The organism is Stenotrophomonas hibiscicola ATCC 19867, from assembly GCF_000382065.1.
GTDB lineage: Bacteria > Pseudomonadota > Gammaproteobacteria > Xanthomonadales > Xanthomonadaceae > Stenotrophomonas > Stenotrophomonas hibiscicola.
In genome coordinates, this window is the sequence record NZ_KB907500.1 from 1 (window position 1) to 15864 (window position 15864).

Sequence of the window (15864 nt, forward strand, 5' to 3'; positions counted from 1 at the left end):
CGAAGGCGGGGTGGGTCCGGTTGCGGGGGCGTGAGCGCCATGGGCCCGAGGCATGCCTCGGGCGGGTTGGGCAGGACGCCCAACCCCGGTCTTGCCGTGTGCGCAGGACAGCGCACACGAGCAAGGCGCGACCGAGCCCCCATGGGTGAGGGCGCTTCGCTTGCGAAGCATTGCTTCGCAAGCGCCCGAACGCCCAGCCGCCAGCGGCTGGGCCGGACTGGGGATTCACGGCGTCCCCCGCAACCGGACCCACCCCGCCTCCCTACAGGAACCCCGCTGTTGCTGTTGCTGTTGCTGTTGCCTCCAGCAGGTGCAGGGCTGCAAGCCCTGCCAAACACCCCCCTTACTTCAAGCGCAGCAGCAGGCTGCCGCCCGCACACACCACCGCCAGCCAGGCCACGCCGTGCCACCCCCACTGTGCCAGCGCCAGGCTGCCCAGCGCACCGCCGGCGGCCATGCCGATGAACATGCCGGTGAACAACAGCGCATTGAGCCGGCTGCGTGCCGGCGGTACCAGGCCGTAGACCAGGGTCTGGTGCGCCACCAGCGCCGACTGGAAGCCGAAGTCGAACAGCAGCGCACTCACCACCAGCAACGGCAGCAGCGCGGCGGCCGGCAACCAGGCTTCGGCGAGCAGCAGGCCGAAGCCCAGCAGCGCCACCGCAATCGCCAGCCGTGCCACCGCATGGCACCCCAGTCGATCAGCAAAACGGCCGGCAAACGGCGCGGCCAGTGCACCGGCCGCACCCGCAATACCAAACGCACCCGCCGCCGCACTACCCAGCCCCAGGCGGGCATGCAGCATCAGCGCCAGGGTCGACCAGAACGCGCTGAATCCCACGGCCAGCAGCGACTGGCTGGCCACCGCACGGCGCAGCTGCGGCTGCTCGCGCCACAACGCCAACAACGAACCCAACAACGCCGGATAGCGCAGCGTGCTGGTCGGCGCGAAGCGCGGCAGCGCACGCGCCATCACCGCGCCCATCGCCGCCACCGATACCGCCGCCAGCACGAACTGCGTGCGCCAACCCCACGCTTCAGCCACCACGCCACTGACCACCCGCGACAACAGGATGCCGAGCAGCAGGCCGGTCATCACCCGGCCGACGATCTGGCCGCGCTGCGCGTCCGGCGCCAACACCGCCGCTGCGGGCACGATGTCCTGAGCCAGGGTGGCCGTCAGCCCGACAAGCAGGCTGGCCACCAGCAAGCCCGGCAGCTGCCCGGCCATTGCTGCTGCGCCCAGGGCGAGCGCCAGCAGCGCGGACTTCAACAGGATCAGGTGGCGGCGGTCAAAGCGATCGCCCAGCGGTGCCAGCAGCAGGATGCCCAGTGCGTAGCCGAGCTGGGTCAGGGTTGGCACCAGGCCGGCGGCGCGCTCACCTGCGCCGAGGTCCTGGGCGATCAGGCCCAGCATCGGCTGGCTGTAGTAGAGGGAGGCGACCGAGAAGCCGGCACCGGCAGCCATTGCCAGCACCAACGGGGTGGAAGGTACGGTCGCCGGTGCGGCCGCAACAGACAGCGAGGGGGTAGACATGGGGGAGTCCGGATAGGAAGTGGGCGTATCCTGCCTGTATTCGCCAGACGTCTGTAGTAGGCTCTGGCACATATACTTCATACGCCACATGCATGAATGACCTCGCCACCGGCGCTGATCGCCTGGATCTGCTGCGCACCTTCCTGCGCATCGTCGATGCCGGCAGCCTGTCTGCTGCGGCCCTGCAGCTGGGCACCACCCAGCCGACGGTCAGCCGACGCCTGCAGGCACTGGAGCGGCAGCTCGGCCTGCGCCTGCTGCAGCGCTCCACCCACGGCCTGCAACTGACCGAGGACGGCCTGCGCTGCCAGCGTCATGCACAACGCGTGGTCGACGAATGGGAGTCGCTGCAGGCCGAACTGAACGGCGAACCGGAAACGCTGCGCGGACGCCTGCGGGTGATGGTGCCGCATGCCTTTGGCCAGGCGCAGCTGCTACCGACCATGCTCGCGTTCCTCGCCCAGCACCCACAGCTGAGCCTGGAGTGGATCCTGGAAGATCGTCGCCCGGATTTCATCGCCGAAGGCATCGACTGCGCGGTGCGTGTGGGACCGGTCGACGAACCGCGCATGGTGGCACTGCCGCTGGCCGAAGTGCCGCGCATCGTCGTGGCAGCGCCCTCGCTGGTGGACGTCACGGCGGTCAGTACGCCGGAACAGGCGCAGGCACTGCCATGGATCTCGCTGGTCACCTACTACCGCGAACGCCTGCTGCTGCATGACGCGCAGGGGCGCGCGCATACCCTTTCGATCAGCCCGCGCCTGCTCAGCGACAACCTGTTCGTGGTGCAGCAGGCTGCACGCGCCGGGTTGGGCGCAGCGGTGGTCTCGGCTTGGCTGGTGGCCGACGACCTCGCCCAAGGGCGGCTGGTGCAGCTGCTGCCGGACTGGCAGCCGCCGGCACTGCCGGTGCATGTCGTGTTTCCGGCCGCGCGCCAGCAGCCGCCGCGGCTGCGCGCCTTCATCGGTGCGATGAAGGCCGCACTGCCGCAGCTGCATGGCATGCGGCCGGCACCGCGTTAGGTCATCGGCCGCATCATCCACGCATGGCGTGGATCTACTGCTGATCGCGGGTATGGATGCCCGGACGGCAACCGGTAGATCCACGCCATGCGTTGCGTGGATTCCGCCCCGCCCCACCCTCAATTGGCCTTCGCCGCCTCCGCATTCCACGCCGCGACCTTGGCCCTGGTATCAGCCAACATCCTGTCCAGCGCAGCGCGGTCATACACGTTGCCGCGCAGGATCACGCTGTCGATCTTCTCGGTGGCGGCGATGTCCTGCAGCGGGTTGGCGGTCAGCAGCACCAGATCGGCAGCCTTGCCCTGTGCAACGCCACCGTAGCGGTCCATCTGGCCGAACCAGGCCGGGCCGGAACGGGTGGCGGCCGACAGCGCCTGCGGCGCGCTCAGGCCCTCCTTCACGAACAGCTGCAGCTCCTGGTGCAGGGCGATGCCCGGGAAATTGAACGAATTGAGGAAGCCCGCATCGGTACCGGCGATGATCGTCACGCCGGCCTCCTGCAGCATCGGCAGCACTGCGGCCACCTGGTGGTACTGCGCGTGGCGCGCTTCGATCTGCGCCGGCGTCGCCTTCGCCGCGCGGTCCACGCGCCACTGGTAGGTCGCGCGCAGGCCCGGGCCGATGTAGGCCAGGTACGGGTCGTTGGCGTGGTCATCCTGGTCGAGGAAGTCGAGGATGCGGCCGCCGTTGAGGGTCGGGGTCACGAATACGCCACGCTTGGCGAAATCACGGTAGGCCCGCATTGCGGTGTCACGGTCGAAGCTGGCGTCGAGGCGGCGATTGGCTTCGGCGCGATCGATGCGCCCGGCGCCGAAGTCGGCGGCGATCTGCGCTTCGTCCTTGCTGCCGGCCTTGAATGCGTAGTCCAGATGCTCGATCGAGGCCAGGCCGGCATCGACCGCCTGCTCCACGGTCAGCGCCATTGGAATGTGGCCCGAGGCCTTGAAGCCGGCCTTTCGCGCAGCGCTGGCCGAGTACAGGAACAGTTCCGGCGTCAGCGTGCTGTCGGTGATCTTCACGAAATCGACCTTGTCGTGCTGCAGTCGGGTAATCGCCTTGTCGACGTCGGTCTCGCTGCCCACTTCGATCGTGCCCTTCCACACCGGCTTGATGCCCTCGATCTTCGCGCCGGAACTGAGCAGGCGCGGGCCGAACAGCGTGCCCTTGGCGATTTCGCCACGCCACTGCAGCACCTGCTCGGGCAGATCGCCGGAACAATCACGCACGGTGGTGATGCCGTGCGCGATGTACAGCGGCAGCAGTGCCTTGTTCTCTTCGATCAGCGCCGGGCCACCGCCGAAATGCACGTGCATGTCCCACAGCCCCGGGATCAGGTACTTGCCCTTGGCGTCGATCTGGCGGGCCGCGCTCCATTGGCTGCGCAGCTGCGCATCTGGACCGACGGCGACGATGTCCTCGCCGCGGATCACCACGCTCTGCCCGGCCAGGGTGCTGGCGTGCTCGACATCGACCACGGTGGCATTGCGGATCAGCAGGTCGGCGCGCTCGGCGGCAGAGGCCGACAGCGGTGCTACCGCAAGGAGGATGGCAAGGGACAACGGACGGGAACGGAACATGGACAGCATCCTGATGGGCACGCCCAGCGTGCGGGTGGAAGGGGTTTGCATTCAGCGCACCGCGCCGTGCTGGCGCAGCAGGGTCTCAATTCCGGTATAGCCGCGCTGGCGCGCGTGCGTCAGCGGCGTCACGCCATCGCCGTCGGCAAGCTCCGGGTCGGCACCGGCCTCCAGCAGCAGCTGCACGATCTGCACGTGGCGCGCACCGCCATCGCCGAGCAGGATCGCTTCCAGCAGCGCGGTCCAGTGCAGGCGGTTGACATGGTCCACCGCCACGCCCGCGCGCAACAGCGTACGTACGGTGGCGACGTGGCCACGCTCGGCGGCCGGAATCAGCGCGGTGCCGCCATAGCGGTTGGTGCTGCGCAGATCGGCGCCATGCGCCAGGGTCATCGCCAGGATCTCATCCAGGCCACGCGCACCGGCGTACAGGTAGGCGCTGTCCTGCATCGCGTCCTTGGCATTGACGTCGGCACCGGCTTCGATCAGCTCGCGCGCGGCATCCACGTTGTTGCCGTGCGTGGCCAGCAGCAGCGCGGTGCGGCCCTGGCCATCGCGCGCCTCCAGCGTGGCGCCATCCTCGATCGCCTGTCGCACTGCATCGGCGTCGCCGCGGCTGGCAGCATCCCGCAGGCGCGCGTCTGCGTCGGCCCGGGACGTGGCGGTGCAGGCGGGGGTGACCATGGCCAGCAGGCACAACAGCAGCACGCGCGTGAAGGGCGCAGGCCAGCCAGCGGAATGATGGACGCGCATGACAGTGTCTCCTCGTGTCCGTCGCCACGGAACGCCGTGCGACGGTAGCAACAGCCGCGCATTGCCGGCCCCTGCCCTGCATGGTAGAAGTCGGCCTGGGTATCCAGAAGTGAAATGTTCAAATGCAAGACAGTGCCAAATCGAATAGAACCCTGTTCGAACTGGACCTGCTGCGGGCGCTGGTGATGGTGGCCGACTGCGGCAGTTTCACCACAGCGGCCACGCGCCTGCATTCGACCCAGTCCACGGTCAGCCAGAAGGTGCGGCGGCTGGAGGAACTGGCCGGGCATCGCCTGCTCGAGCGCGGCCACCGCGATGTACACCCCACCGACGCCGGCCACACCCTGCTCGGCTACGCGCGGCGCATGCTCGACCTGAACGAGGAAATGGCACAGGCGCTGGCCGGCGCGACGGTGGAAACCGCGGTCCGCATCGGCGTGCCGGAGGACTTCGTCAACCCGCAGACCACCCGCATGCTGGCCGCCTTCAGCCGCCGCCACCCGCAGGTGAAGCTGGAGATCAGCAGCGGCCTCAGCCGTGACCTGGCGCAGGGCTTCGACCACGGCGAGCTGGACCTGGTGCTGGTCAAACAACGCCGCAACAGCCGCCAGGCGGTGCATTGCCGGCGCGAGCCGATGCACTGGATCGACAGCCTGCGCAGCAGTTGCCTGCAGCAGGACCCACTGCCGCTGGTCACGTTTCCGCCGCGCGGCCTGTACCGCGACGAGATGATCCACGCCGTGGAAGCGCTGGGCCTGCGCTGGCGCATCGCCTTCACCAGCTCATCGCTCAGTGGCATCCAGGGCGCGGTGGCCGATGGCATCGGCATCAGCTTGTTGCCGCGCCGTGCAGTCACCCGCGAGCACCGCATCATCGATGGCGAGCGCGACCTGCCGGTGATCGACAACTACGAGATCGGCCTGCTGCATCGTGCCGACGCCGATGATGCGGTGCGGGCACTGGCCAGCGAGCTGTGGCGGCAGGTACGGCGCGAACCGGACTGACCACAGTAGATCCACGCCATGCGTGGATGCCTTTCGCGCATCACGCATCGAAACATGGTCACTCCGGCCGTACGACGGGCAACAATCGCCTCGTAGAGTGCCTGTTGTTTCCGTGCTCCACGGCGCCCTGGCATGTCCGACCAATTCCCCACCCGTTTCGATCCCCTGCCTGCTGCACTGCAGACCCATCTGCAGCACCAGCGCTCGCTGATCGCCGCGCGCGTGGCCGCCAGCTTCCCGACGCTGCCGGTGCAATGGCCGCTGGCCCCCAGCACATTGCAGCGCGTGGTCGATGCCGAGCTGATCGACCGCGCCGACTGCGATGGCTGGGAAGCACTGGGCGTGGCATTCGGTGACACTCTGGCCCAGCGTGTGCCGGGCCTGACCTGGATGCAGGTGACCGATGCCTGGGGCATCGACGCGGTGCTGCGCTATGCCGACAGCAGCCTGCAGATCGGCGCCAGCACCCTGCTGCTCAAGCGCGTGGAGCAGGGCGAGATCATCGACATCGCCCACCTGCTTGCGTGGCTGGAAGAGTTCGTCGCTACCCGCGCTGACGATTACGCCTGACGGCATATCGGGGTAGATCCACGCCATGCGTGGATGAATGAGACCGCGCGATGGTGCCGTCCACGCCATGACGCGGATCTACAGCCAGCGGCCGTCGACCACCACCCTGCGCTCCACCGGCACCCCGGCCACGGCGGCCGGGCCGTGGTCGGCACGCACGGCCACGAAGGTCGCCGGCCGGCCTTCGGCAATACCATGCTGCGGCAGGCCGATCACCTGCGCGGCATGGGTGGTGACCATGTCCAGCGCCAGCATCAGGTCGGCATCGGTGTAGAAGCCGGAACGGTAGCCCAGCAACATCGCCCGCTGCAGCAGGTCGCCGTTGCCGTAAGGCCACCAGCAGTCGCGGATGTTGTCGTTGCCTGCGAACACGCGCACACCGGCATCATGCAGCGCGCGCAGCGGCGGGAACGGATGATCGCCCGGCGCATTGCTCATGATCGCCACACCCGCCGTGGCCAGTGCTTCGCCCACCTGCAGCGCGCGCGCCAGCGGCACGTCGCCCAGCGAATAGGCATGGCTTACCGCAACCCGCCCCTGCAGGCCGGCGGCCCGCGTCCGCGCTGCAATGCGCAGAAGCTGCGCCAGGCCGGTTTCGCCGGGCTCGTGCAGATGGATGTCCAGCTGCACGCCGTAGCGCTCGGCCAGGCCGAACAGCAGCGCCAATTGGCCTTCGGCATCACCATCGAGCGTGGTCGGGTCGATGCCGCCGAGCACCTCCACGCCCGCAGCAAGCGCCTGCTCCAGTACGGCGGCGGTGCCGGGACAGGAGATCACCCCTGCCTGCGGAAACGCCACCAGCTGGATCCGCATGATGTCGGCGCAGCGCAGCGCCGCCTCGCGCACTGCTTCGAGATGGCCGAGACCGGTGCTGGCGTCGATATCGACATGGCAGCGCATCGCCACGGTACCGAAAGCACTGCATTGGCGGATCAGCGCCTCGGCACGGTCCACCATCGGTGCCGCATCCGCCAACGCCGCCTTCTCCACCGCCAGCCGCTCACGCAGGCTGTTCACCGGCTGGTGCGGGTGCCAACGGTCGCCGACAAAGCTCTTGTCGAGGTGAATGTGGCCGTCGACCAGCCCGGGCAGCACCGCGAAGCCCTGCAGGTCGACGCATTCCGCCCCTTCTGCCGGCGTGGCCTCGTCATTGAGGCCGCTGATGCGGCCATCACGGACATGGAAATGCAGTGGCGCACCGTCGCGGTCGACACCGCCATGGACGAACTGGAGGGTCATCGGGAACTCCCGGAATGCCAAGAATGGCGCCATCGTGCGCCTCGCCGCAGCCATCGACCAACGAAATATCTGGATGGTACGCATTCACCAGAACGATGATTGCCCTGCGACAACCGGTCGCAGCCACGCCGTGCACACCCCTGAACGGGTAACATGGGCGCCTGTTTCCGCTGTGATGCCGCATGGGCCCGTCCGACCGCCACGATCGTCTCCGCCGCTGGCAGGCCGCGTCCCTGCTTGCCGCCGCCCCGATCGCCAGCCTGTCCGCCACTGATGCGGCGGCCGCTGCGCCGCTGCAGTCGCCGCCGGGCCAGCAGCGCATTGCCCCGGCTGCACTGGTCGAGCGCCTGCACCAGCGCGTGCTGTCCGGGCAGAGCGCCACCGCCACGCTGGAACACTGGTGTGCCGAACATGGCCTGGCCGAACAGGCGCGGGTCCGCGCGGTGCGCATACACGGTCACGACAAGCCGGCCCCGGCCGACGTACTGCAGGCACTGGGTGCAGCACCCGGCGCCGAGCTGCGCTATCGCCGGGTGCAGCTGGTCTGCGGCAGCCGCGTGCTGTCCGAGGCCGACAACTGGTACCTGCCCGGCCATCTCAGCCCGGCCATGAACCAGGTGCTGGACAGCACCGACGAACCCTTCGGTCGCGTGGTCGGCCCGCTCGGTTTCCAGCGCCAGACCTTGGCCGACCAGACGTTCTGGCCGCCGCGGGGCGAAGGCGACCGCGGCGTGGTCCTGGAGGTGCGTGCCCTGTTGCGCGACCGCCAGCAGCAGCCTTTCAGCTACGTCATCGAGTCGTACCTGCAGCAGGCACTGCCCTAGGCCGCCGGCGCGCGCCATCACAGCGGATAGGGACACAGCAGAAGGCCCGGCATTGCCGGGCCTTCTGTCTGCCCGCCCGATCAGCGGAACCGGTAGTCCAGCTGCACCCAGTACTGGCGGCCATACGGGTCGTAGTTGCCGACCGGGTAGAACGGCCAGCCGCCACCGTTCCTGTCCGCCGGCGGGCGGCTGTCGCGCAGGTTGTTGACGATCACGCCCACCGACAGGTTCTCGCCGAACTGGCGGAACACGCTGGCGTTGTACGTCATGTACGGCGCGATGCGGCCACTGCCATCGGTCTTCGGCAGCGAGCCGAAGCGGTTGCCGTACAGCGTAGTGGTCCAGTCACCCTGGTTCCAGGTGATGCTGCCGTTGGCCTTGCTGCGCCACTGGTAGTCATCCAGCGAATTGCGGATGTCACGCTCCGGATCATCGGAGAACTGCCGGTACTTGTGCTCCAGCACCACGGTGTAGGCCAGGCGCGTGGTGAACCGCCCATAGTGGCCGGCATCGAAACGCCAGTTGCCCTTCAGGTCCAGGCCGCGCACCGATTCGGAGGCGGCGTTGATCGGGTTGATCAGCACGCGGGTTACCTGGTCCGGCTGCACCGTGGCATTGGACGGGTTGCGGATCACCCGCGACAGCGCGTCCTGGCACAGCGGTGAACCGATATCGCGTGCTTCGCCACCCAACGTGCGGCCCAGGCGGCAATCGGCTTCATCACGAAGAATACGGCTGGTGTCGAGGCTGGTGACCTCATTGTCGATACGGATGTCGTAGTAGTCAGCACTGAAATCCAGCCCGGACAGCGGCGACCAGACCACGCCGAAACCATAGGATTTGGCGGTTTCCGGCTGCAGCTGTGCGTTGGCGCGGTTGCTGTAGTCGATCGACAGGCCGTTGTAATCGCAGTTGTCATACGACTGGCCTGCGGTGCGGCAGCGCCAGTAATCGGTCATGCCCGGGTTGTAACCACGCGTCTCGGTCGCGAACACGTAGTTCATGTCCGGCGCCCGGAAGCTGGTGGCAGCGGTACCACGGATCAGCAGGCTCTCGATCGGGCGGAACTCGACGCCGAAGCTCCAGGTCGCCTTGCCGATGTGCTCACCACCGGCACGGTACTGGTCATAGCGCCCGGCCAGGGTGGTGGTGAGCGACTGCAGCAACGGCAGCTGCAGCTCCACGCCGGCAGCATAGCGGTCGCGCTCGCCACCGGCACCAATACCGGCGCTGGTGTTCCAGAATTCACCGGTGCCCAGTCGCGGGTCCGGTCGATTGCGATAGCCCTGGCTGCCAGCCTCGACCACCGCGGCCAGCGCAGCGTCGCCACCGGGCAGTGCGAACAGCCGGCCGTTGACGCTGGCGCTGAAGGTCTGCAGCCACGCCGCGTTGCGGCTCTCCTGGTAGCCGGACAGGCTCTGGTACTCGTTCGGGCTCAGCGGCTGGAACAGGCGCGCCGGATCCGGCGCATAGACCTCTACGCCATTCCGCACGCCCAGCTTCGGGCCAAGCAGGTATTCGTTGATACCGGCCAGCAGCACCGGGCGGCGGGTGCGGTTCTCGTAACGCGAGCGGCTGTAGACCGCCTCATAGTCCCAGCCACTGTCACCGATCTGGCCACGTGCGCCGACGTTGAACGACCACGAGTTTTCCAGGAAGCGGTTGGCATTGCGCGGCAGGCCGCCGATTTCTTCCGGCGCGAAGCGGCGGTACCAGCTTTCCAGATTGCCGGTGGTCTGGTTGTAGAAGTAGTTGCGCGCCGAGGTCCAGGTCGGCGCACGCGTGTTGTTGTAGATGCGCGCGCTGCCCACGGCGACATCGGCGAACAGATCGGTGGTCTCGTTGACGTGGAAGGTCAGCAGGCCATAGCCATTGAGGTTGCGCTTCTGGGTCTGCACGGTCCAGTAACTGGCTGCGGCCTCATTGCTGCCGCAGTACCAGCCCTGGCGCGGGTTGTTGGCGCGGAACACGCTCCCGCCATAGATGTCCGACGCTGCGTCGCAGCCGTTGACGCCCGGATCGATGTTGCGGCCGGTGGCAGCATTGCGGCGATAGGCGATCGCGGTCGCCTGCGGCGCCTTGCCGGCCGGGTCATCGTCCAGCGAATCCATGAAGTCGCGCTGGCGCGCATGGATCGCCTTGCGCACATCGAACTCGAAGCCGAACAGCGCATCCCAACGCTCGCCGGAACTACCCCCGACCACCTGCGCGCGCTGGTTGTCACCACCGCCCTGCTGGGTGCCACCGGCGCGCACGTTCACGTCCACACCCTCAAAGCGGTCCTTGAGAATGATGTTGACCACGCCGGCGATGGCATCGGAGCCATACACCGCCGACGCACCGGCCGCCAGGACCTCGATGCGCTCGATCAGCGCACTGGGAATGTTGGCCAGGTTGACCACGTTCACCGAGCCCTCGTAGGCCAGCGGATAGTCGGCCTGGCGGCGGCCGTTGACCAGCACCAGCGTGCGGTTCGGGCCCAGCCCGCGCAGGTTGATGGTGTTGGCGGCCGGGGTGAAGGTATTGCCGAAGTCCTCGCCCTGCACGTTGCCGGTGTTCTCGGTCAGCGCGCTCAGCGCATCGAAGGCATTGCGGTAGCCCTGCGCGTCGATCTGCTCGCGGCTGATCACCGTCACCGGCGAGGGCCCCTCGACACTGGCGCGCGGAATGCGCGAGCCGGTGACCTTCACTTCCTGCAATGTGGTGGGCGCGCTTTCCTGCGCGAAGGCCGGCAGCGAAACCAGCATCAGGGACGACAGTGCGAGCACCAGCGGACGCGGGCGCAGCGCCTTGGGGGAGGCGGACATGGGCTTCCTGGGGGGAGTTGGGCGGGTGGTAGCGGGAGCGGCCTGTGGGGCACATAACGATCCCGTAACGAAAGTGTCCTGAATGGGTGGTTTCAACGGAAATGACCAGGCCTGATGGCCTTATGCCTGAACCGAATCAGTCCCCCGGCGCCGCTCACCGCATTTTTGCAATGTTTTGAATGGTGCAGGGGGGCGGGCACGGCCATCGTGCCGGGGATGATGATCCCGTATCCCACCCCGCTTCTCCCCCCGTTGCGGCCGGTGCTGCGCCGTCACCTGCTGCAGCTGCAGGCCGCACCGGTCACCCTGCGCCCGTTCCAGCGTACCGACCTGCCGCGCTGGCGCCTGTTCGATGACCGCCGCCGGCGCGGCCGACGCCATCCGGCGGGTATCGACGAGGAAGCCCGCTTCCTGGCCCACATGCACCGTTCGCGGCTGGAGCAGGACAACGATCAGCTGATGCTGGGAGTATTCGATGACGAGCACGGCACAGTACTGGACCAGTTGCATGTCCGCCTGCAGTGCTTGCAGACGCGCTGCGCCGAGCTGCTGTCGCTGCAGCATTGGCACCCGCACGCGGATGCAGCGCTGCGGGCGCTGTGCCCGTTCCTTTTCGAGGATGTGGGCGTGCACCGCCTGTTCGTGATGCTGCCACCGGACTGCAGCAGCCCGTTCGCCACTGCACTGCACGCCTTCGGCTTCGAACAGGAAGGGCTGCTGCGCGACCATCACCTGGATCTGGACGGTTGGCAGGATCGCCAGCTGCTGGCGCTGACCGCGCCGGTCTGGCGCAGCCGCCAGCAGCCCCAGGGTTAGCGGACCCGCTCCAGCGATACGCCTGCGCCGGTCAGCACCGCGCAGGCGTGGTCCTGCAGCTCTTCAGCGCTGGCCTCGTTACCGGTGCCGGGGTCCACACGGGTGGCCAGCAGGATGAAACCCGGGCCACCCTGCACCGGGTCCCGTCCCGCCACCACCAGGCTCCACTGGCCCACGTCGTCCACGCCGGCGAGGTCATAGGCCAGCAGATTGAGCGGATTGGCGGTCAGTTCCGCGCCCGGCAACAGGCGGGCCTGGTACTGATGACCACGCAGCGGCACCGGCAGCGGTGCCCAGCGGCTGCCCAGGGCAACGGCATGCGCGTCCAACGCCTGCAGCACGTCGGCACGCAGGCAATCCACGTGGATGTGCAGCTGGTGCTGCGAACGGCCGTGCGGCGAGTTCAACGCCAGGCTCGCGACGTTGCGCGGCAGCGGTTGCCGCAAGGCCTGCTCGGTATGGCTGCGCGCCTGCCAGGCCGCAGCGAAGTAGTTCGGTGCACCGCGCTGGTACAGGCTGCGGCTCTCGATACCGCTGACCTTGTCCAGCGGCATCAGCAGGAACTGGTAGTCGCCGTGCGCGTCCTTGACCAGCACATCGCGGCGGTCTGCGGCCGGCTCCACCCGCAGGCAGTCACCCCGCGGCCCTCCAGCGCCACGGCAGTCACGCTCGATCAACCGCCACAGCGCATCGGCATGAGCCGGTGGCGGCGGCGCGCTTGCACAGGCAGACAAGAGCAGAAGGGACGGCAGCAGGAAGGGGCGCAGGGACACGGAAACAACTCACGGAACAGGCACCGCACACAGCGCCGCGCTGCATTCTAGCCAATGCGCTGCTGCAATCAGTAGGTGCCGAACGGCACTTCAACCACGATCGGTGCCCCGCCCTCGCCCGCCTGCAGGCTGTAGCGGTCCAGCGCACCATCGTCATCAGCATGCGGCTGGCGTTGGAAATGCAGCGGATAGCGAATGTCTCCCAGGCGGACGGCGCTGCCGTCGGCCTCCAGCGCGGCACCTTCGGGAATAAGCAGCCCGCCCAGGTCGCTGTAGGCGCCCGGCACGTCGGCGAAGCTGTAGTCGGCCAGTTCGTCCACCCGTTGCATCGCATAGACGTGCGGCACATAGGGACGTACCGGGCTGCGGCCATTGCTCAGGTCGGTCACCCAGGCCTGCGGCAGGTGGTACTGCTCACGCAGCGCGGCCACCCCCAGCGAGGGGCTGGCCACCTGCAGGCAGCACACCGTCCGCTTGCCTTCACGGTCGAGGATAGCGAAACGGTCGCCACGGGTCGCCGCCTGCGGCAGCATGGCAAAGGCCAGATTACGCTGCGCAGGCTCGTAGCCCGCTTCGGTCTGCAGGTTGCGCCAGGCGCCGAACACCGGGGTTTCGACCGCCGCAGGTTCCGGATCGGCAGCGGAGGCGGCAGACGCCACGCCCAACAACGATAGCGACAGCGCCAGCGCCGTCATCGTCTTGTTCTTGCCGCGGAAACTGCCTGACGTCATACCGTACCGTACCCAACACCTGCGCCGGAAGGGCCCGGCCTGCCTGCTGGCGTACTGCCAGCCATTGCTCCCACTATGCAATGACCACGCTGTGCCGGCAATGACCGGATCGCTGACGCCTTTCGCACGCCCGGTGCTATCGTTCCCGTCATCTTCCCCTGCGCAGGAGCGCTCGCATGTCCGCATTCCGTCTGTCCCTGTTGCTGCCGGCCTCTGCCCTGCTGCTGTCGGCCTGCGTCAGCACCCCTGGCCCGGAAGTCAAAGGCAGCGGCCGCTGCGACGCCAGCCAGCTGGGCTGGGCGATCGGCCAGCCGGCCAATGAGCCCAACATCCGCCGCCTGTCCCGCGAGAGTGGTGCCGGCCTGGTCAACCCGATCGGCCCCAGCACCATCACCACCAAGGACATCCGCCAGGACCGCCTGCGCGTGTTCGTGGACAAGGACAACGTCATCACCGCCACCCGCTGCGAGTAAGCGCCGCCTCAGTTTTTGTAGAGCCGAGCCCACGCTCGGCTGCTCTGCGGCCGGGCCACGCGAGAACCCGAGTCGAGCGTGGCTCGACTCTACACTTCAGGGTTCGGTATAGCCGGCGCAGTCCGGCAGCGCCTGGTCCGGGTGGAACATGCCCCCGCGGAAGTGGAACAACCGCGTATAGGTGCACGCCGGATCCTGCTCGGTGCGCAGGTCCTTCTTCTTCAGCGGCCCCTTGGCCAGCGAATCCTCGAAGCGCGAAACACCAGCCGGGAACCGGGTCGCCACCGTCTGGTAGCGCAGCACCGGCATGCCCTCGGCAGCCGTATCCAGCGCCAGCTTCGCCGAGAAGCCGTACTCGTCGTGGCAGGCGCCTGCGCGCTGCTTGCTGTCCTGCTCGCTGAAACAGGCGCGGATCATCGCATTGCCCAGCCATGGCACGGTCAGCACGTCGTCGTCCACCTGGATGTCGTCCTGTAGGTGGCGCACGCGTGCCAACTGCAGCGTGGACGCATCGGCACCGCCACCGGAGTACATGGTGCTGAACGTGACGATGCCGCCCACCAGCACATTCTGGCGGGTGCGCTGCTGCGGGTCGGTCACTGTTTCATCGCTGCCCATGCCCGGGGCCAGGCGCACGATCCACGGCCACAGCGACAGCTCGCTTTCCTGCGGCACGTCGATGCTGACGTGGTAGGTGTGCGGCTTGCCCTGGCCCGGCCCCTTCTCAAGCACTTCCAGCACGGTCGGCCGGTCACCCTCCTCAGCGACCGGCTGCACGCGCACGCACCAGTTGCCGTCCCGCGTGCAGTCATAAAGCCCCGACGGCCCAGTCTCACTCGCGATCAGCACCTGCCCCAGCGGCTCCATCACGTTGCCGGCGGCATCGCGCTGCTGCGGCAGGACCGAGCCCTGGGCCAGCACCAGCACCGGGGGAGCCAGTAGTGCAACGCACACGATCGTGCGGACAACGATGGTGGGCATGGAGGAGATTCCTGCTCGTGGAATCCAGATGGTAGCGCAGGAGTAACAGGACGATCGCGACCTGTCAGAACGGCGCTCCCAACTACGCCCCGCCAGCAGTCCGGAGAATGGCCGGGGGAGCGAAGCCGTCATCAGTTGGCGACTCGAGATTCTCACCATCCCAGCTTGCCTGACTGATCCACTCCACCGCCTTTTCAGCGAACTCAGCGAAAGTGGGAGCGAGAAGGTACTTGGTGTCTTCATCCGCACCAAAGGCAATCACCTGTCCTTCACCACCGTCAATGTCGGGATCGAAATCCAATCCCATGTGATTGCCGCCACCATCGTGAGTCAGCGGTATCCAACGCGCATTGGTGTACATCGGCTTCACCACCCCCGCGGGACTCGACCTCATGAACTCCGCGCAGTCCTCGTTCATGCCGTCGGCCTCAATCTCACGCCAACCGTGCCACTGCCGCCTGATCTCCATGGACGAAAGCATTTGACTCCCGAACAGAAGCCCGACCCCATCCTGCCCATCGTGAATCATCAGCAACTGCCTTAGCAGATCTGGCAAAGCGACTCCAAGCTGAGCCTCCAGTTCAACCAACTCGCTTTCGGAGGCTCCCGGCCGCAACTGCATTTCATCCAGACAACTCTTCTCGCGAAGCGACGCTTTGATGAATGCCCATATCTGATCTGCAGTCTGCATTGGTCCTGTATCCCTCCCAGCCAAGACCTCAGCCTAGTGCCAACCCGATCAGTGAGGAATGCAAGA

At 67.4% G+C, this 15864-nt stretch carries 15 protein-coding genes; 6 read left to right on the forward strand and 9 right to left on the reverse strand.

All coding sequences use genetic code 11. The features are described from left to right. Nucleotides 1–343: 343 nt before the first annotated feature. Nucleotides 344–1627, reverse strand: a complete 1284-nt coding sequence (locus G370_RS0108445; RefSeq protein WP_342662192.1) for an MFS transporter — start codon at nt 1625–1627, stop codon at nt 344–346. A gap of 2 nt (nt 1628–1629) precedes the next feature. On the opposite strand from G370_RS0108445, the gene G370_RS0108450 reads away from it, so the two are divergent. Continuing rightward, entirely contained in the window at nt 1630–2559 is a 930-nt protein-coding gene (locus tag G370_RS0108450; protein ID WP_019660202.1) for a LysR family transcriptional regulator, read from the forward strand. A 119-nt stretch (nt 2560–2678) separates the two neighbouring features. Here the strand turns inward: G370_RS0108450 and G370_RS0108455 are convergent, their stop codons facing one another. After that, on the reverse strand, nt 2679–4136 hold the full coding sequence (locus G370_RS0108455; protein WP_026347047.1) for an amidohydrolase family protein: 1458 nt from the start codon (nt 4134–4136) through the stop codon (nt 2679–2681). A gap of 51 nt (nt 4137–4187) precedes the next feature. After that, nucleotides 4188–4889, reverse strand: coding sequence for an ankyrin repeat domain-containing protein (locus G370_RS0108460; protein WP_019660204.1), 702 nt, complete (start codon nt 4887–4889; stop codon nt 4188–4190). 122 nt (nt 4890–5011) lie between these two features. On the opposite strand from G370_RS0108460, the gene G370_RS0108465 reads away from it, so the two are divergent. Together G370_RS0108465 and G370_RS0108470 are read left to right on the forward strand one after the other, a co-directional pair. Beyond that, nucleotides 5012–5893, forward strand: a complete 882-nt coding sequence (locus G370_RS0108465; RefSeq protein WP_019660205.1) for a LysR substrate-binding domain-containing protein — start codon at nt 5012–5014, stop codon at nt 5891–5893. Between the two features lie 132 nt (nt 5894–6025). Continuing rightward, nucleotides 6026–6463 carry a DUF3806 domain-containing protein gene (locus G370_RS0108470; RefSeq protein WP_019660206.1) on the forward strand — a complete coding sequence of 146 codons (438 nt, stop codon included), beginning with the start codon at nt 6026–6028 and terminating at the stop codon, nt 6461–6463. A 78-nt stretch (nt 6464–6541) separates the two neighbouring features. Here G370_RS0108470 and G370_RS0108475 read toward each other — a convergent pair whose 3' ends face one another. Beyond that, nucleotides 6542–7702, reverse strand: coding sequence for an amidohydrolase family protein (locus tag G370_RS0108475; protein ID WP_019660207.1), 1161 nt, complete (start codon nt 7700–7702; stop codon nt 6542–6544). 182 nt (nt 7703–7884) lie between these two features. Between G370_RS0108475 and G370_RS0108480 the strand changes: the two genes are divergently transcribed. Beyond that, nucleotides 7885–8526, forward strand: coding sequence for a hypothetical protein (locus G370_RS0108480; protein WP_019660208.1), 642 nt, complete (start codon nt 7885–7887; stop codon nt 8524–8526). An 80-nt stretch (nt 8527–8606) separates the two neighbouring features. Here G370_RS0108480 and G370_RS0108485 read toward each other — a convergent pair whose 3' ends face one another. Continuing rightward, nucleotides 8607–11333, reverse strand: a complete 2727-nt coding sequence (locus G370_RS0108485; protein ID WP_019660209.1) for a TonB-dependent receptor plug domain-containing protein — start codon at nt 11331–11333, stop codon at nt 8607–8609. 216 nt (nt 11334–11549) lie between these two features. Between G370_RS0108485 and G370_RS0108490 the strand changes: the two genes are divergently transcribed. Continuing rightward, the gene (locus G370_RS0108490) at nt 11550–12149 is read left to right on the forward strand and encodes a GNAT family N-acetyltransferase (RefSeq protein ID WP_019660210.1); all 600 of its coding nucleotides are present in this window, start codon (nt 11550–11552) and stop codon (nt 12147–12149) included. On the opposite strand, the gene G370_RS0108495 is transcribed toward G370_RS0108490, so the two are convergent. Continuing rightward, complete coding sequence (locus tag G370_RS0108495; protein WP_019660211.1) at nt 12146–12922, reverse strand: CDP-diacylglycerol diphosphatase; 777 nt, start codon at nt 12920–12922, stop codon at nt 12146–12148. The genes G370_RS0108490 and G370_RS0108495 overlap by 4 nt on opposite strands. 68 nt (nt 12923–12990) lie before the next feature. Further along, a complete protein-coding gene (locus G370_RS0108500; protein ID WP_019660212.1) occupies nt 12991–13653 on the reverse strand; it encodes a hypothetical protein in 663 nt (220 codons plus the stop codon). A gap of 176 nt (nt 13654–13829) precedes the next feature. Here G370_RS0108500 and G370_RS0108505 point away from each other — a divergent pair, with 176 nt between their 5' ends. Continuing rightward, entirely contained in the window at nt 13830–14126 is a 297-nt protein-coding gene (locus G370_RS0108505) for an I78 family peptidase inhibitor (protein WP_010485066.1), read from the forward strand. A 96-nt stretch (nt 14127–14222) separates the two neighbouring features. On the opposite strand, the gene G370_RS0108510 is transcribed toward G370_RS0108505, so the two are convergent. Then, complete coding sequence (locus G370_RS0108510) at nt 14223–15107, reverse strand: hypothetical protein (RefSeq protein ID WP_019660213.1); 885 nt, start codon at nt 15105–15107, stop codon at nt 14223–14225. A gap of 82 nt (nt 15108–15189) precedes the next feature. Then, nucleotides 15190–15798: an SMI1/KNR4 family protein gene (locus G370_RS0108515; RefSeq protein WP_019660214.1), complete on the reverse strand. Its 609-nt coding sequence runs from the start codon at nt 15796–15798 to the stop codon at nt 15190–15192. Nucleotides 15799–15864: the final 66 nt, after the last annotated feature.